We start from the raw sequence: 17,296 nt of genomic DNA on the forward strand, positions 1-17,296 counted from the left end.
TTTATAATGCCGCAGTGTTACGCCCCCAGGAAGGAGCGGAGCATCCACTGGTGTTTTTCCAGATCGGTGCGGATTCTGATGAACAGGTCCGCTGTCGGCTGGTCGCTGCTCTCCTCAGCCAGCTCAATGCCTTCAGTAAGCTCTTCCGCTACAGTTGCAAAGTCCTCGATCAGGGTCTGCACCATACCGCGGGTGTCCTCTTTGCCTGTGGCTTCCTGAATTGTACCGATTTCCAGATATTCCTTCATCGTTGCAGCAGGACTGCCCTTGATGCTGAGCAGGCGTTCAGCCACTTCGTCCATTTTCAGTGTAATATCGTCGTACAGCTCTTCAAATTTCACATGCAGGGAGAAGAACTGCTCCCCTTTGACATACCAGTGATAATTGTGGAGCTTGACATAAAGTATGTTCAGGTTAGCCACCTGACGGTTAAGTACTTGTTCCAGTGAGGTTGTATCAACTTTGTTCGTTGCTTTAGCCATTTCAGATCCCATCCTTGTCCATAAAATTTGCCGGCTGCATGTCCATCCTCCGCCAGCAGTTGTCTATATTCATTGTACCCCTGATGCCCGGGTACGAAACAACAGCATACCGGCTGCGCCAGCATGCGTAGGTAAGCGGACATGCTTTTTCCTCTTTGTAGGATGACCATGTATTACAGCCTTATCCGCTTTTATTCCGGCAGCATAAAAGGGGCCGGAGAGGCCCCTGTAAGTCATATTTTAAAGGTAAAATCTTACTGGCTAGAGCATTAACAGCAGTGCTTCTTCACCGGTCATTCCGGGAACAATCCCCAGCTTCTCAGCTTCAACAGTAACAGACTCCAGCGGAGCAGCAAGCAGTTGGGCCAGCGTACGCACACCCACTGCTCTGGCTGCAATGATCTTGCGGTCACCCAGCTTCTCATTAAGCAGGCCTACATCAAGTGCCCCGCACATAATATACCCGCGGTCCGTGCTTATAGTCAGCAGGGTGGTTTTGGGCAGCTTGACCTCGACACCAACCAGCGTATGACCGCCTACTTGAACAGGCTCCAATGTTACCACTTTGCATTTCCTCCTTATAATCACATTCACGATGTATGTGTATGCGTACCAAAGGGCCGGCGTGTGGACGAATGGACTAGGGCGGTCATAGAATACCTGAGTCCCAAGTCCTTCCTCCGGACAAAGAAGTATATGCTTATTAGAATTTTAATGGTATAGTTTACTTGGCTTACGAATTGATTTGATGAAAAAGCTGGGGGATTTATGGACAAGAAACTGCAAAATACGGACGGTAATTATTTGTTTAACGTCGACATCCTGATTAACGCCCGTACCAACCCGCTTGCTCTGCAATATTTGCTTGAAATGCTGAACAACAGCGATAAGGTTACGGACTTCAAAATCATATCGGGTCTTGAGCTGGGAAGAAGCATCGATACGCTGCTCCGCTCAGCCAAAGCGGCTCTGAATCAGGAGTCACCACAGCCGGTACCGATCAAGCTGCCGCCGAAGCCGGTGAATGAGAAGCCAGTCATTGAGAAGCCGTTAAGTGAAAAGACAGATAAGCCAAATGTTTCCAAACCCTCTTCCGAAGGGTCTGTAGACGCTTTTGCCAAAATCCGTCATTACATTAAAAGCAATCAGCTGGTCCGTCTGCGGACTAACCGGCCTGGCAACCAGGTCTCCATGCCCTGCCGGATTTTGAACTTTGATGAAGCGTCGTCTACCATCAGTGTCTATCATGTCGACGAAAAACAAGTGTACACCTTTAAAATTTATGAAATTGATGAATTTATGTAAGGGTATTCTTTACTGTAAAGAGCAAACAGGCACCTCCCGCTGCGCGGGCAGGTGCCTGTTTGCTTATGGTGACATCAGCTTTTGCGGGACAGGGCCTCCCAGGCCAGGCTGACCCATCCGGCGATGAAGCAGACACCGCCCAGCGGGGTAATGGCGCCCAGAATAGTAATTCCGGAGATGCTGAGCACATACAGGCTGCCGGAGAACAGAACAATTCCCGCTATAAGCAGCCAACCGGCCCAGCGAAGCCGGGCACTCTCCCCCCATTGGCCTATCAGGACCGCAATCACAAGCAGGCCAATCGCATGAACCATGTGATAATGAACGCCAGTCTCATAGACTGCTAGATCGTCGCTGCTTATCACAGTCTTCAGCATGTGAGCACCGAAAGCGCCAATCATCACCGACAGCATGGCCAGGATTGCGCCCCAGGCCATAAATTTTCGCTGCATTGCAGTCACAACTCCTCTTCATTAAGCTCATCTTATCTTAACTTATTGCCGCCTGTGAATTCCAGCTGGAGGCGACTTCCGGAATTTTCACCGTTAAACCTTGCTTTTATAGCTGTGTTGTGAAAAAGTGGAAGGTATAGAGTCTTCATCCCCATTTACGAGGAGTGCTGAATATGGATCACCAATATCCGCCCAAAACCGACCTTCAGGGCAATCCGCCTGAGTCCTTTCCGGCCGCAGCAGGCATGCAGCCGGAAACAAACCCGGGATATGCTTATCAGGAGAACAAACGCGATTATAAGCATTCCGGACCAGGGATCGCATCCTTCGTGATTGCCCTTGTTACAGTAGTCGGCTATGCCATTTCCTTTGTTTACGCAGGTATGCAGGCTTCCTCTATCCTCAGCAGCAGCAATGATGTGATCAATGATTCTTCGCAGGCCATCATGCTGCTCGGACTGACGGTCCTTATTCTGGCAGCCGTCAATGTAGCCGGTGCAGTTGTCGGTATTATCGGACTTACGCTCCGCAGGCGCAAGAAGGTATTTGCCATTATCGGTACCGTTATCAATGCCGTGATTCTGCTCCTGTTCATGCTGATGATCGCTACTGTGCTCGTAAATGCCGGTGCCTGATCCGGCAAGCCATAGGTTTGGTGCAGCAAAAAGGCCGCTGCGGATAAATCCGCAGCGGCCTTTTTGGGCCATGCTCAGATGTTAACGGTTAACAAGAGAATCCAGCGAAGCATATACATGCGGCCCGAACCCTTCCGAAGCTTCGCGCTGCGGGATATTCAGCCGGATGATATAGCCTTGGCCGTCAACCTCTTTGACGATGTACTGGTCGGTAAGCCCGGAGCCCATCGCTGTAAGATAGAGCCTTACGCCGGACATCCGGCGATCCTGCTCCTCCTGGCTCAGCTTCGTAACCTCTCCCACGGCCGAAAGTGCTTCACGGCCTTCCTCTTCCAGTGCGTCAAGATTGAAATCGGAAGGCAGCCTGGTGATGTCAGCATAATACCCGGGATCCACCTTCATCGCCAGCCTGCCCGCTGCCGGGTCAAAGGTGAAGATATCAAAGACATACAGGGAATAGCCGTCTCCTTCGGCCAGACTAGCGGTCTTCTCCTCCTCCATACCTTCGAGGGTAAGCTTGATTACTTTGGTAGCCGGCAACTCCACTCCAGAGGAGGCTTCCCCGCCCTCAGCCTTCTCCAGTCTGGATAGCACCCGCTGAACGACCGCAGGATCGCCTTCCACCGGTTTTTCCACGTATTCAATAATGACGGTATCATCCATTTCAAGCGCTGTAGGCGCGTCTTCAGTACCTGCTCCCAGCTCAAATGCGGTTGGGCCTTCTTCTGTCTCTATCTCCACGGAATGATTGTCAATCTGGCCGATATAGGTGCCCGTACCCTGAATGGTCTGCTCAGGCTCAGCAGTAGGTGCTGGTGTAGGTGTCGCTGCTGCGGTCTCTGTCTGGACCGGGGCAACGGTTGCCGAGGGTTCGCCGGGAGCTTCTGCCGGGCTCCGGCCGCCGCATGCCGTAATGGCCAGCATCAGGACAGCAACGGCTGCGGCTGCCGGTAATGAACGTTGTGATCTCATGTTGACGGCCTCCTTAGGTTTGCAGGTTTTTATAATGTCTACCCTTATTAACGTTTAACCCTAAGGCAGGGTTGCATAAACTTGTTCTGTTTGCTGACCGTATTACCCTGAAACCGGCAGAAGCTTGCTTAACCGGCACTATAAGCCACAGCGCCGTTGATTACGGTCATCCGCACTTTAGCCTCAAGAAGCTCTTCCGCATCCGTAAGGATATCACGGTCCGCAACTGTGAAATCCGCCCGGTAGCCGGGTGCTATTCGTCCCCGTTCCAAAGCCTCTCCTGCGGCAGCGGCGCTGCCCTCCGTGAACAGCCGGAGCGCTTCCTGAGGATTAAGCTTCTCTTCAGGCAGATAGCCTTCATGATGCTCTCCGGGTCTGCAGCGGGTAACGGCAGCATGCATCCCGAGGAACGGGCTCAGCGGCTCAATCGGGGCATCGCTGCCTCCGGCGCAGGGAATGCCCGCTTCCAGGAGCTTCTTCCATGCGTAGAGATAACCGGTTCTGGCCGGGCCGACCCGGTCCAGCACCCATGGAAAGTCACTCGCCACAAACCGCGGCTGAATATCGGCAATCAGCCGCATGCCGCGCATCTGACTGACCAGACTGCTGCTCAGTACCTGGGCGTGAATGAAGCGGTCCGGAAGCGCCGCATCCCGCTGGAGCGGCACATGCCGCATTGCGGCCAGCGTCATCCGGGCCGCCGCATCGCCGATGGCATGCACCGCCACCGGATACCCCAGCCTGCGGGCTGAGCTGACGATGTCATTCAGCGCCTCCTGGGTATGGATCGCAATGCCTGAGGTCTCAGGCGCATCGCTGTAGGGCTGCTCCAGCAGGGCTGTCCGGCCGCCGATCGCCCCGTCGGCGAACAGCTTGACCGCGCCAAGCCGCAGCCACTCATCTCCGCTGCCTGCGGCCAGCCCCAGCTGCTCCACCTCCTGCAGATAGGCATAGTAGAGCAGCTGATGGGTACGGAACAGCAGCCCTTCCTCCCGCAGCTCACGGTGAATGCGCAGCATCGTCTCCACGCTGCCCAGAAAACGCAGGTCCTCCGTGTGGACCGCGGTCAGCCCAAGCGAGAGCGCATCCGTGATGCCGCGGCGCACCGCCTGTTTCAGGGCGGCATAATCCGGCGCCGGCTGCACCTCATTGAACGGCTGGACGGCATCCTCGTAGATCCAGCCGTTCAGCTCGCCTCCGCTGTCGCGGCCGTAAGCGCCGGAGGCACAATCAGGCGTGGAAGCCGTGACGCCTGCCCGCCGGAACGCCTCGCTGTTGCCCAGAAAAGCGTGGAAGCAGGTCCGGGTCAGGAACACCGGATGCTCCCGGGTTACAGCGTCCAGCTCCGATATATGCGGAGCGGCCGCAGGACTGAATTCATTCTCGTTCCAGTTGAGGCCGAGAATCCATTCCCCGGGAGGCGTGACCGCCGCCCGCTCCTTAATGGCTCGCAGCATTTCCTCCTTGGAGGTCATGCCCGTGAAATCCAGCATGTCCAGCTTCATCCCATGCATGCCCAGATGAACATGGGCATCTACAAGTCCGGGCAGGACATGCCCGCCGTCCCAGTCGATAACTGCCGCCTGGCGCCCGGACAGCTGCAGGGAGAGCTCACTCCCTTTACCGACAGCCCTGATGAAGCCGTCCTCCGCAAGTACAGCATCATAGCCGGGATAGCCTGCAGCGGCCAGGTTTCCATTTTTGAACAAGGTTAACGTCATTTATAGCTGCTCCTTTATTTTTGGAATCTTTTGCTTATTAATAGGAAGAAAAGCGCTGTAGTACGTTTCTTTCCCGCATCATAGGCATCTACCGGAAGCAGGAGCCTGCGGAAATAATACTATAGTGAAGAGCCTTATTTATCCCCCCGAAGGAGTGATTTCCTTGAAAATCGATATCGGCTGCGGATCCGCCAAAGAATCAGGTTATCTGGGAATCGACCGGACCTCTTACCCCGGAGTGGATATGGTATGTGATATTAATCAAGAAATTCCGTTGCCGGACAACTCCGCAGAATTCGTCATGGCCAGCCGCGTACTGCCGTACGTGGACGATCTGATGTCGGTTATGGCAGAGATTTACCGGATCAGCTGCCATAAAGCGGTTGTCTGCATCCTGGCTCCTTATGCGCATAGTTATCCGCACAGCTCAAACCCTTTTTTCAAGCAAAAGTTCGATGAGTATACCCCCCGCTATTTCACGGGCAGCTTTTATCAGCCGTCTGCGGGCCCGCTTTCGCCGCCGGTTCCCGATTATCCGGCTCCCGCACCTCCGTTTGATTACCGGCTGCTCCGGATGGAGCTGTTCTATCAGTATCCTTTTGACCAGTCGCTGTATGAAGCAGAGGAGCTTGATGTCCTTAAAACGCTGCAAGCAAACGTCGTCCATGAAATCATGTACCATTTCGTTGTGGTCAAAAAGGACATTACCTATGCCGAGCTGGAAGCAATGAGCCGTACTCCTTATCCGGAGCCGCGTGCTCTCCTGGAACGCAGACGGTTAGCCGGACTTCGAGAGAAACCAATGTAGAAAAGCCGCTGCCCGGAACGGAAGCCATCCTGAGTTTCACTTAAAATTTTGCTATGGACAAACAAGTAACCTCATTCCCCCTCATAGGCTAATATATCACAAGAAAGATGGCACATCGTCTCTGCAGGTGACGGTCTGCTTTTTTTTCGTTGCAGAGTATACGCAGTATTCAATGAAGGAGGTGAAAAAGATTCCTCTAGTCGTTCGGTCTACGATCAATGCAACCGGTGCTATTACTTTTACAGGAAATACACTCGGATTGAGCCGTTCGGATACATCGGGCGTACCCGGCACACAGGACAGTATAGGCGCCTTCTCTACAGTCAATACGGCCTCTACCTTCGGCACTTATCCTGCCGGGACTACCAGCCTGTATCAAAATAACAGCTCCTCCGCCATTCTGACGATTCCCGCCGGAAGTACGGTGCTGTATGCAGAACTGATCTGGGGCGGCTCCTATATTAACGGGTCCGTCAATCTTAGCGCGGCCATCAATAATCCGGTTTCGCTGACAACCCCGGCCGGCAACACGGTCAGTGTCTCTCCGGATTCAGCCACCAGCAACACGGTTGAACTGGGCGGCGGCGCCTCTGCCTACGTGCGTTCAAATAATGTAACCAGCGTCATTCAGGCTGGCGGAGCCGGAACCTATACCGTAGCCGGGGTAGTCGGCACCATTGTAATCTCCGGTGATTCTACAGCCAACCATGCCGGCTGGACCCTTGGCGTCATCTACCAGAACCCGGCGCTGCCTTTCCGTAATATGTCACTGCGCGCCGGTGCCGTACTGGTCCAATCGACTTCAGCACCTGTGGTCACCAACATTACAGGCTTTGCCACCCCTGTAACCGGTGCGCTAGGCGGACGCATTTTGTTCAGTGCACAGGAAGGCGATGCCAACCGTTCCGGTGACCAGGCATTGTTCGGCCCTACCTCCGCTACCCAGGTTGCGCTGTCCGGTCCCAATAACTTTGCCAACAACTTTTTCGCCTCACAGATTAACAATGATGCCGGAGCGCTGAATACCAGCGGAACGTTCGGCAACCGCAACCAGACCAACGGCAGTCCCGGCAGCAATATTGTCGGCGGCCGTCAGGGCTGGGATATTACTAATGTTGATGTGTCAGCCAGGCTGGTTAATAACCAGTCTTCTGCGCTGCTTACACTGACGACTTCCGGTGATGCCTATGTAGTAAACGGAAATGCCCTGCAGATTGATATCAATGCCCCCAAGATCAGTCTTACCAAAAGCGCCAACGTAACCGGGACCATTGTCGGCGATACTGTAACATACACCGTAACCGTCAGCAATACCGGTACAGCAAGCGCCGCCAGTGTTGTGCTGTCGGATACTTTGCCGGCCGGTTTGACTTTTGTCGCCGGTAGCGTTGTCGTCGCCGGGGTTCCGAGGCCTACCTACGATGTAACAGCAGGCATTCCCTTAGGTTCACTTGCTCTTGGCACCTCTGTGACCGTTACATATCAGGCAAGGGTCACTTCACTGCCCAGCCCGCAGTTTGTTCCGAATACCGCCAATGCGGCCTTTACATTTCAAAGCGTGGCCGGCGGCCCTGTTGTGTCCGGCGTCATCCCGTCCAATACAAGCACTCTGCCGGTATACTCTCCCGTACTGGGACTTGTCAAAAGCGCCAACATCACCAATGCAACCGTCGGCGACCAGATTACCTATACAATACAGGTCTCCAATACCGGAAACATCGGAGCATCCACAACGCTGACCGACAATATCCCGGCAGGCAGCACTTATGTGCCTGGCAGCTTTACGGTAAACGGCACACCGGTAGCCGGAAATCCAGCCACCGGCATTCCAATCGGCACCATTGCCGCCGGAGGAAGCTCCACCGTGCAATTCCGGATTGTCGTGGGCAGTCTGCCATCACCGCCCCAGCTCGTTGATCAGGCAACCGCCGCCTACACCTTTCTGGTGCCTGACGGCCGTACCGTACCCGGCTCTGCCGCTTCAAATACACTCAACATCCCTGTAACCCTGCCTAATGTATCAGTAGTCAAGAGTGCCAGCCTGCCTGATGTTGCTGTAGGGGATACTCTGCTCTACACCTCAGTCATCAGTAATAACGGCATTGCTGCCGTCACCAGTGTCGTTCTGTCCGATCCGATTCCCGCCGGCAGCACCTTTGTTCCGGGCAGTGTTGTTGTCGCCGGTTCAGGCCGGCCCACAGCGGATCCGGCATCAGGGATCAGTATCGGAGCTATCCCCCCCGGCAACAGCGTCACTGTCACTTTTCAGGTTACTGTTACTTCAGTCCCTGCAGGCTCCCAGCTTTCAAACCGCTCATCGGCCTCTTACAGTTCAGGGGCATTCACCGCCATTACACAGTCCAATATTGTAACGACCCCGGTCTTCCAGCCAGTCATCGGGATCGTCAAAAGCGCCAGCCCGTCCAGCGCAACCGTCGGCGGGAATGTGCTGTACACGCTGCAGGTGCAAAATTCAGGTAATATTGCTGCTGCCGTCACACTGAGCGATAACATTCCGGCAGGCTCCGCTTTTGTACCGGGCAGTGTCATTGTCAACAACGTCGTCCGTCCGTCGGATTCCCCGCTCACCGGTATTCCGCTCGGATCATTAGCACCGGGAGCGGTTGTAACGGTGACCTTCCTGACATCAGTACAGTCGCTGCCTTCACCGGCGGTATTAACTGATCAGGGTAGCAGCAGTTATACCTACCAGCTGCCCAGCGGCCGTTCACTTGCCGGCACAAGACTATCCAATACGGTCAGCATTCCGGTATCCGCACCTAACATTAATCTGCTGAAAAGCGCCAGCCTGAATGCCATTGCTGTCGGAGAATACATCACCTATACCGTGTCAGTCTCCAATCCCAGCGGCGTGGCGGTTAACAATGTTGTCCTCTCCGATCCGATTCCGGCCGGAGGCGCTTTTGTGGCCGGCAGCACAACCATTAACGGCGCCGCTGCACCCTCTGCCAATCCCGGTGCCGGCATTAACCTGGGCACCATCGCTGCAGGTGCAACCGTGGTTGTCACGTTTCAGGTCAACGCAACCTCTGTGCCGCCGTCCGGACAGCTGGGCAACCGGGCCAGCGCGTCCTTTACCGCCGGCTCATTCAGCGGTACCGCGTTGTCAAATACGGTCAATACACCGGTCTTTATACCGGTAATCAGCCTTATCAAAAGCGCCAATGCCGTTCAGGCTTCGGTAGGCAGCACCCTGTCTTTCTCCATTCTGGCCAGTAACACCGGAAATATCGCTGCTACCCTGAACCTGACAGACAGCCTTCCGCCCCAGGTGACCTTCGAGCCTAACAGCGTCATCGTCGGCGGTACACCGCTGCCAGGCTATAATCTGGTGAGCGGAGTGCCGGTAGGTCCGCTCGCCCCCGGCGACAGCGTTACGGTGAGCTTCCTGGTCACCGTTACAGCTCTGCCTCCGAACCAGCAGCTGCTGAATACCGCAGCAGCCTCGTATACCTTCACCCTGCCTGACGGGCGGCAGCTTGGAGGAAATACCGCATCGAACACACTCGCCGTTCCTGTCTCTGCACCAAATATCAATGTCGTTAAAAGCGTCAATGCCATTGATGCCGTTACAGGCGACATCCTGACCTTCACCTCCGTGCTGACCAACACAAGTATCGCCGCCGTCAATAACATCATTCTCAGCGATCCCCTGCCTGAGAATGCAGCCTTCATCCCCGGAACCGTAATTGTGGGCGGCGTCTCCCAGCCGCTATCAGTTCCGTCCACCGGCATTCCAATCGGCAGTCTGGCCCCAGGGGCATCAGTTGCCGTAACATTCGAGGTGAGGATTACAATGCCGATTCCTTCACAGATTAATAACCAGTCAACCGTCAGCTTTACCTCCGGGGTCTTTTCCGGTTCATCCAGTTCCAATGTGACCACTACCCCGGTCATACAGCCGCAGATCTCACTAGTAAAAAGCGCAAACGACCTAAATGCAACAGTCGGCGATACAATTATATATACCATCGACGTCAGTAATACCGGTAATCTGGCAGCAAACGTGACCCTGACCGACAATATCCCTGCAGGGACTACCTTTGACCCGAACAGCGTCATTGTCGGCGGCTTCCCGCAGCCGGGCTCCGCACCGGATACCGGGATCGCGGTCGGCACCGTCGCTCCCGGTACCAGTGTAACGGTCAGCTTCACGGTCTTTATCGTCTCCCTGCCAACCCCGCAGCAGCTAGTTAACCAGGCCAGCTCCACCTTCACCTTCACACCGCCTGACGGGCGCCTGCTGACCGGTACGGCAGCATCCAATACAGTAACCATCGCTGTATCTGCACCTAACCTCGCAGTCGTAAAAAGCACAACCTTCACCGCTGCCGCACTCGGGGACACCATTCCTTATACAGTAACCATTACTAATAACGGGATCGATCCGGTCAACAGTGTGCAGCTTAATGACCCGACGCCGGACGGCACTGTTTTTGTTGTCGGAAGTGTGGCTGTTAACGGAGTGCCTTTCCCGAATGCCAATCCGGCAACAGGCGTGTCCATCGGCACACTGGCGGCCGGCGCCTCATCAACAGTGACCTACAATGTACTGGTGACTTCCGTACCGGCTGATGCTTCCATTGATAATCAGGCAACTGTAACCTACTCATCAGGGGTGTTCTCGGGCTCGACGTTTTCCAATCCTGTGGCCGTACCCGTCTTTCAGCCGAATATCGCTATCGTCAAGGGTGCCAGTACCACCAATGCTACAGTCGGCGATACGGTGACCTACTCCCTGACTGTAAGCAACACAGGCAACTATCCGGCTGTTCTGACCGTGACCGATAATATCCCGGCCGGCACAACCTTTGTTCCTAACAGCGTGCTGGTGAACGGCCTGCCGCTGCCGCAGGCCGATCCTTCCACCGGCATCGCCGCCGGAACCGTTCCTGCGGCCGGAAGCGTACAGGTGCAGTTCTCGGTTGTTATCACCTCACTGCCGTCGCCGCAGCTTCTTGTCAATCAGGGGACAGCGTCCTACACCTTTACCCTGCCGGACGGGCGGACACTCAGCGGGTCGGCCCTGTCGAATACCTTCACCATTCCGGTATCCAATCCGAATCTTGGCGTGGTCAAGAGCACAACTACTACTGCTACCACAGTCGGCGATTCTATTACTTATATAGTGGTGCTGACCAATAACGGCATCGCTGCGGTTAACAATGTCGTCTTTACCGACGCGCTTCCGGCAGGCACGACCTTTGCAGCAGGCAGTGTGCTGGTGGACGGAGTACCGCGTCCGGGTGCCTCACCGGCTACCGGGGTTACCATCGGCAGCATTGCTCCAGGCGCTTCGGTCACGGTCGCCTTCACGGTCAACGTCACCTCGCTTCCGGCGGGGGGAGTGCTCAACAACCAGTCCTCCGTCAGCTTCACTTCCGGAGCGATTGCCAATGTCGCCTTCTCCAATATCGTCACTACACCGGTCTATCAGCCGATCGTCGCTGCCGTCAAATCCTCCAACGTCACCAATGCAACGGTCGGTGATACCATCACCTATACGGTTACCGTCAATAATTCAGGGAATTACCCGGCAACGGGCACCCTGACGGATACGATACCTGCCGGCACTGTACTTGTTGCCAATAGTGTGCTGATCAATGGCCTGCCGGTGCCGGGCAGCGATCCGGCCACAGGCGTTCCGCTCGGAACCATTGCTGCCGGAGCAGCGCTGACCGTCACCTTCTCCGTGCTGATTGATACGCTGCCGCCGAGCCAGCAGCTCAGCAACCAGGCTGTTATTTCTCTAGCTTATACGCTGCCTGACGGCCGTACCTTTAACCAGACCGCTTCTTCAAACATTAATCTGATTTCAGTATCATCTCCCAACGTTGCCGTTGTCAAAAGCACCAGCGTCATTGATGCCGTCATCGGCGACACCGTCCCTTACACGGTCGCTGTCACCAATAACGGGATCGCGCCGATCAACAACGTTGTGCTTAGTGACCCGATACCGGCAGGCGCTTCCTTTGTTACCGGCAGCGTAGTCGTAGACGGCACTCCGGTGCCGGGAGCCAATCCGGCCAATGGTGTTGCCATCGGTACCATTGCACCGGGAGCAACGGCCACCGTTACCTTTAACATTCTGGTAAATGCCCTGCCTGCCAGCACTGTTCTGAACAACCAGGCTTCGGTAAGCTTCACCTCCGGTGCTTTCTCCGGTGCTTCCTATTCTAATAACCTGATCACACCGGTGTTCCAGCCGTTCATCAATGTCGTTAAGAGTGCAGATACAGCTAACGCAACTGTCGGCGATACAGTCACTTACTTCCTGAATGTGAGCAACACAGGCAACCTGCCGGCTGATGTTACCGTAACCGACGCCATTCCGCCGGGAGCTGCACTTGTGCCGAACAGTGTCCTGATCAACGGCGTACCGCAGCCGGGAATTGACCCTACCTCGGGAATTCCGCTGGGTACAGTTGCACCCGGAGCTACCGTTACTGTAACTGTAACTCTACAGGTAACAGTTGCCTCCCTGCCGTCACCGCAGCAGCTCGTCAACCAGGCAGCCGCCAGCTTCACCTTTACTCCGCCGGACGGACGTCTGCTCTCCGGTTCCTCACTCTCCAACGTGCTCGTCATTCCGGTCTCTTCTCCGGATGTTACAGCAGTTAAGAGTACTCCGGCAATTGATGCGGTAGTCGGTGATCTTATCACCTACACCATTGTGGTAACCAACAACGGCATTGTCGCCGTAAATAATGTCGTGCTGGTTGACCCGATTCCGGCCGGCAGCCAGTTTGTAATAGGCAGCGTGGCCGTCGACGGTGTTCAACGTCCAAATGCCAACCCTGCAGCCGGTATTGTAATCGGTACGATTGCCGCAGGCGCTTCAGTGACCGTTACCTTCCAGGTACAGGTAATTGAGGTATGACACCAGGCCCGAATCTGCAGCCCGTCGTGACGAATCAATCCATGGTGCTGTTCAGCTCAGCAGCAGGGAATGACGGGATCACCTTCTCCAATACCGTCAATACACAGGTTGTTGGTCCTGTTCTCTCACTGGTCAAAAGTGCAGACAAAACCAGTGTTTCCCTTGGGGAAACACTGGTTTATACTATCACGGCGAGGAACAGCGGCAATCTCCCTGCCCTGGTTACCGTTCTGGACGCCCTGCCCGCTGGAGTATCATTTATTGCCAACAGTGTCATAAGAGACGGCGTCCCGCTGCCCGGCGTATCTCCAGAGGGCGGAATTCCGCTTGATAAGGTTGCACCGCAAAGCCAGGTTACGGTCGCTTTTCAGGTTATCGTGGTTTCGCTTCCGCCTTCCCTTAAGCTGCAGAATGCCGCAACCGGCAGATATTCCTTCTCCACCCCGGGCGGCAGAATGGTGCAGGGGGAGATCCGCTCCAATATTGTTGCGGTACCGCTGCTATCCTACCAGCTCTCCGTCCTGCTTACTGCAAGCACCACGACCACCTTCGTGGGGGATGTGTTTACGTATACCCTGCTGCTGAGAAACGAGGGGACACTGTCACTTGGTGGTATTACCGCAGTCATTCCAGTCCCGGAGGGAGCGGTGTTTATTCCCGGAAGCGTAGTTGCAGGTGGAGTATACTCTCCCGAGGCGGACCCGGCTGCCGGAATACCGCTGGGTACACTCGGCGTTGGAGCCGCGGCGGAGATTTCCTTCCGGGTACGGGTCAGTGCAGTGCCGCCCGGCTCTGTCCTTGTTACCCCCGCAACGCTCTCTTATATCGTGAATGATGTTGAGGAACAAGCGGTGAGCAACACAGTAACGGTTACAATTGTGCAGGCAGGAATCCATGTGAGCCTGAAGGTAGACCGGCATAGCGCAACTCCGGGCGACAATCTCCGCTATGAATTTACGGTCCGGAACAGCGGCAATCTTGCAGTGGAAGCCGTGCTAACCGATACCATACCCGCTGGCACCCTGTTTATCTGGGACAGTATACAGGTAAACGGAGTTCCCCGTCCGGGAGTGCGGCCTGGGGATGGCGTTCTGCTCGGTACGGTAAGACCGGGAGCAGCCGTTCATGTAGCATTTCTCGCAGCTGTACCTGCTGCCACCGATATCCGGGAGCTGCCGGCCATCCGGAACCAGGGAAATGCCACGTATACCTACACGCTTCCGGACGGGAGGAGCGTCAGACAGAATTCCCGGTCCAATGCAGTCACTACATTGCTTTATGCGCCGATCATTTCGATTCAAATGAGCGGTGAGCCGCCGGTTGTCGAGCACGGAAGCATTGCCGAATTCAGCATTCATGTAACCAACAGCGGCAATTATCCTGCTGAAGTAACAGTGATCCGGATTGTGCCGCAGGGCACGGTCATTGATCCGGATATTGTCACCGTCAGCTCGGTCACGGTACCGGGCAATTCCTATAGCGGCACTGTGCAGCTGGGAGTCCTTGAGCCGGGGCAGACGGTTCATCTGACCTATAGGGTCAAAATCAATATCGATTATATGGGCAATACGCTTCAGGGCAATTCGACCGCGCTGTATGTGTATACCATTGAGGACCGCCGCTATTCAGGCGAAGCCATATCCAACAGCTACCGTCTTATCATTGAGGAGATCAGCGAATAAAGACAGTTCACATATCCCCCATCCCCATGAATATACTTTAGTTACAACCCTTTCAGCGGAACTAAGGCTTGTGAAGGGACTGATTTATATTTCATGGGAGGTGGTCATCCTGCCGCAATCACCGGAGCCGTATGCATTTGTTGTCTCAAAAGAAGACTGGTCCCTTCACCGTAAGGGCCACCAGGATCAGGAGCGTCACCAGCAGAAGGTAAGGGAAGCCATCAAGGATAATCTGCCCGACCTCGTTACCGAAGAGAACATTATCATGTCTGACGGCAAGCAGATTGTAAAGGTGCCGATCCGCAGTCTGGATGAATACCGGATTATCTATAACTTCCGCAAGCAGAAGCATGTCGGCCAGGGGGACGGAGACAGCCAGGTGGGCGATGTCCTCGGCCGTGATTCCCAGTCCTCCCAGCCGGGCAAGGGTGACAAGGCCGGGGATCAGCCGGGCCAGGACACCATTGAAGCGGAGGTCAATCTGGAGGATCTGGAGGACATTCTGTTTCAGGATCTCGAGCTTCCGCATCTTGCCCCCAAGGATAAGGAAGAAATTGAGGTCAAGTCGATTGTGTTCAACGATATCCGCAAGAAGGGCATGATGTCGAACATCGACAAGAAGCGCACCCTGCTGGAGAATCTGCGGCGCAATGCCAGCAGCGGCCGGCCGGGCATCCACAGCATCAGCCCCGATGACCTGCGCTATAAAACGTGGGATGATGTCACGGTCCCTCACTCCAATGCCGTTATTATTGCAATGATGGACACTTCGGGCTCGATGGGTACCTTCGAGAAGTACTGCGCCCGCAGCTTTTTCTTCTGGATGACCCGCTTCCTGCGCCGCCAGTACGAGAAGGTCGATATTGTCTTCCTGGCCCATCATACCGAAGCCAAGGAAGTCAGCGAGCATGATTTCTTCACCCGGGGCGAAAGCGGCGGCACAATCTGTTCGTCGGCTTACCAGAAGGCGATTGAGATTATCGACAGCCGTTACCCGCCGGCCAAATATAACATCTACCCTTTCCACTTCTCTGACGGGGATAACCTGACCTCGGATAATGAGCGCTGCGTCAAGCTGATCGGCGAGCTGCTGAAGCGCAGTAACATGTTCGGCTACGGCGAAGTGAACCAGTACAACCGCAGCAGTACACTGATGTCCGCCTACCGCCATCTGAAGCAGGAACAGTTCATGCATTATGTGATCAAGGATAAGAAAGAAGTATACCAGGCTCTCAAGACCTTTTTTGGCAAAAGAAGCCCGGTAAAGTAAGCTTAGGCATATCTAAAACCTGAAACCTCCTCCCTCCGGGGATGAGGTTTTTTTGCTGCGCTATTGCCTGTTGACATCTATATCGGCAGACGATATAGTAACTATATCGGTTGACGATATAACGTTTGACGGTATATCAGGAAAGAGGTGATCCGGAGTGCCGGACAATAAAGATTACGGAGCTTTAACGGAGGGCGTATATTATATTCTTTTATCTTTGCTCACCCCGATGCACGGCTATGGCATTATGCAGAACGTGAAGCTGCTGAGCAATGAGCGGGTTGAGCTGGGCGCAGGCACATTATACGGGGCGCTGAGCACACTGGTGGAGCGTGGCTGGATCGAGCTGCTGCAGGGGGAGCAGGATTCCCGCAAGAAGGAATACAGAATTACGGAGGACGGCCGGATTGCAGTCCGGACTGAAATGGCCAGACTTGACGAGCTGCTGGCGAACGGCAGAAAGCTTATAGGAGGGGACCCGGAATGAGTCTCGTAAAACGCAGATTTTTCAGTGATTTTGAGAAGGAAGAGGAATGGCTCAATGAGATGGCTGCCAAAGGGCTGGCGCTTAGCGAATACTCCTGGGCAAGGTACACCTTCGAGGAGAGCGGCAAGGGAGAGTATATTTACCGCATCGAAATGCTGAAGGAAGATCCGAAGGGGCCGGAGGCTGCCGAATACCTGCAGTTTATGAAAGAGACAGGGGCAGAGCTTGTACCTACCGGAAAATGGCTATGGGGCACTCTAAACTACAGCAACCTGCGCTGGGTTATCTTCAGGAGAAAAGCATCCGAAGGTGCCTTCACCATCTATTCCGATATTGACTCCAAAATCAAACATTATAAACGGATTCACAGCCTGTGGATGTCTCTGGCCGTGATGGAGCTGATTATCGGCTTTTTCAATATCGCTTTGATGTTGGTAAACAACCCTACTGCCCTTAACAGAATCAACTTTGTCATGGGCCTGCTGCTCATCGTTCTGGCCCTATTCTTTATTTCGATGGGCAGGTCTATCCGCAAAAAGATTACCAGACTGCAAAATGACCAGCTAATCCGGGAGTAGGAC

Annotated in this window: 13 protein-coding genes; 8 read left to right on the forward strand and 5 right to left on the reverse strand. The window is 54.6% G+C overall.

Annotated features, from left to right (window positions below):
• Positions 1 to 17: 17 nt before the first annotated feature.
• Positions 18 to 482 (reverse strand): Dps family protein, encoded by a 465-nt coding sequence (locus AWJ19_RS00215; protein ID WP_068720509.1) that lies wholly within the window; start codon positions 480 to 482, stop codon positions 18 to 20.
• Between the two features lie 261 nt (positions 483 to 743).
• Positions 744 to 1,046, reverse strand: coding sequence for a DUF1805 domain-containing protein (locus tag AWJ19_RS00220; protein WP_068720510.1), 303 nt, complete (start codon positions 1,044 to 1,046; stop codon positions 744 to 746).
• Positions 1,047 to 1,250: 204 nt separating this feature from the next.
• On the opposite strand from AWJ19_RS00220, the gene AWJ19_RS00225 reads away from it, so the two are divergent.
• Entirely contained in the window at positions 1,251 to 1,787 is a 537-nt protein-coding gene (locus AWJ19_RS00225; RefSeq protein WP_068720511.1) for a hypothetical protein, read from the forward strand.
• Between the two features lie 74 nt (positions 1,788 to 1,861).
• On the opposite strand, the gene AWJ19_RS00230 is transcribed toward AWJ19_RS00225, so the two are convergent.
• Positions 1,862 to 2,239, reverse strand: a complete 378-nt coding sequence (locus AWJ19_RS00230) for a DUF423 domain-containing protein (protein ID WP_068720514.1) — start codon at positions 2,237 to 2,239, stop codon at positions 1,862 to 1,864.
• Between the two features lie 173 nt (positions 2,240 to 2,412).
• Here AWJ19_RS00230 and AWJ19_RS00235 point away from each other — a divergent pair, with 173 nt between their 5' ends.
• Positions 2,413 to 2,874 carry a hypothetical protein gene (locus AWJ19_RS00235; protein ID WP_068720516.1) on the forward strand — a complete coding sequence of 154 codons (462 nt, stop codon included), beginning with the start codon at positions 2,413 to 2,415 and terminating at the stop codon, positions 2,872 to 2,874.
• Positions 2,875 to 2,955: 81 nt separating this feature from the next.
• On the opposite strand, the gene AWJ19_RS00240 is transcribed toward AWJ19_RS00235, so the two are convergent.
• On the reverse strand, positions 2,956 to 3,846 hold the full coding sequence (locus AWJ19_RS00240) for a hypothetical protein (RefSeq protein ID WP_068720517.1): 891 nt from the start codon (positions 3,844 to 3,846) through the stop codon (positions 2,956 to 2,958).
• Between the two features lie 128 nt (positions 3,847 to 3,974).
• Positions 3,975 to 5,567, reverse strand: coding sequence for an amidohydrolase (locus AWJ19_RS00245; protein WP_068720520.1), 1,593 nt, complete (start codon positions 5,565 to 5,567; stop codon positions 3,975 to 3,977).
• Positions 5,568 to 5,730: 163 nt separating this feature from the next.
• On the opposite strand from AWJ19_RS00245, the gene AWJ19_RS00250 reads away from it, so the two are divergent.
• From AWJ19_RS00250 to AWJ19_RS00275, 6 genes are all read left to right on the forward strand, one after another.
• A complete protein-coding gene (locus AWJ19_RS00250; protein WP_068720522.1) occupies positions 5,731 to 6,375 on the forward strand; it encodes a methyltransferase domain-containing protein in 645 nt (214 codons plus the stop codon).
• A gap of 172 nt (positions 6,376 to 6,547) precedes the next feature.
• Positions 6,548 to 13,276: an isopeptide-forming domain-containing fimbrial protein gene (locus AWJ19_RS00255; RefSeq protein ID WP_068720603.1), complete on the forward strand. Its 6,729-nt coding sequence runs from the start codon at positions 6,548 to 6,550 to the stop codon at positions 13,274 to 13,276.
• Positions 13,273 to 14,958, forward strand: coding sequence for a DUF11 domain-containing protein (locus tag AWJ19_RS00260; RefSeq protein WP_068720524.1), 1,686 nt, complete (start codon positions 13,273 to 13,275; stop codon positions 14,956 to 14,958). The genes AWJ19_RS00255 and AWJ19_RS00260 overlap by 4 nt, the downstream gene beginning before the upstream one ends.
• Before the next feature lie 109 nt (positions 14,959 to 15,067).
• Positions 15,068 to 16,228 (forward strand): sporulation protein YhbH, encoded by a 1,161-nt coding sequence (yhbH, locus tag AWJ19_RS00265; protein ID WP_068720605.1) that lies wholly within the window; start codon positions 15,068 to 15,070, stop codon positions 16,226 to 16,228.
• A 157-nt stretch (positions 16,229 to 16,385) separates the two neighbouring features.
• Entirely contained in the window at positions 16,386 to 16,715 is a 330-nt protein-coding gene (locus AWJ19_RS00270) for a PadR family transcriptional regulator (protein ID WP_068720526.1), read from the forward strand.
• A complete protein-coding gene (locus AWJ19_RS00275) occupies positions 16,712 to 17,293 on the forward strand; it encodes a DUF2812 domain-containing protein (RefSeq protein WP_068720527.1) in 582 nt (193 codons plus the stop codon). The genes AWJ19_RS00270 and AWJ19_RS00275 overlap by 4 nt, the downstream gene beginning before the upstream one ends.
• Positions 17,294 to 17,296: the final 3 nt, after the last annotated feature.

Origin of the sequence: Paenibacillus sp. DMB5 (assembly GCF_001517085.1) — a bacterium.
Lineage (GTDB): Bacteria > Bacillota > Bacilli > Paenibacillales > Paenibacillaceae > Paenibacillus_AQ.

What these genes read in the sequence shown, in the direction of transcription:
- AWJ19_RS00215 (WP_068720509.1), bottom strand. Translation starts at nt 482, where the DNA reads ATGGCTAAAGCAACGAACAAAGTTGATACAACCTCACTGGAACAAGTA.
- AWJ19_RS00225 (WP_068720511.1), top strand. Translation starts at nt 1,251, where the DNA reads ATGGACAAGAAACTGCAAAATACGGACGGTAATTATTTGTTTAACGTC.
- AWJ19_RS00230 (WP_068720514.1), bottom strand. Translation starts at nt 2,239, where the DNA reads ATGCAGCGAAAATTTATGGCCTGGGGCGCAATCCTGGCCATGCTGTCG.
- AWJ19_RS00235 (WP_068720516.1), top strand. Translation starts at nt 2,413, where the DNA reads ATGGATCACCAATATCCGCCCAAAACCGACCTTCAGGGCAATCCGCCT.
- AWJ19_RS00240 (WP_068720517.1), bottom strand. Translation starts at nt 3,846, where the DNA reads ATGAGATCACAACGTTCATTACCGGCAGCCGCAGCCGTTGCTGTCCTG.
- AWJ19_RS00245 (WP_068720520.1), bottom strand. Translation starts at nt 5,567, where the DNA reads ATGACGTTAACCTTGTTCAAAAATGGAAACCTGGCCGCTGCAGGCTAT.
- AWJ19_RS00255 (WP_068720603.1), top strand. Translation starts at nt 6,548, where the DNA reads ATGAAGGAGGTGAAAAAGATTCCTCTAGTCGTTCGGTCTACGATCAAT.
- AWJ19_RS00260 (WP_068720524.1), top strand. Translation starts at nt 13,273, where the DNA reads ATGACACCAGGCCCGAATCTGCAGCCCGTCGTGACGAATCAATCCATG.
- AWJ19_RS00275 (WP_068720527.1), top strand. Translation starts at nt 16,712, where the DNA reads ATGAGTCTCGTAAAACGCAGATTTTTCAGTGATTTTGAGAAGGAAGAG.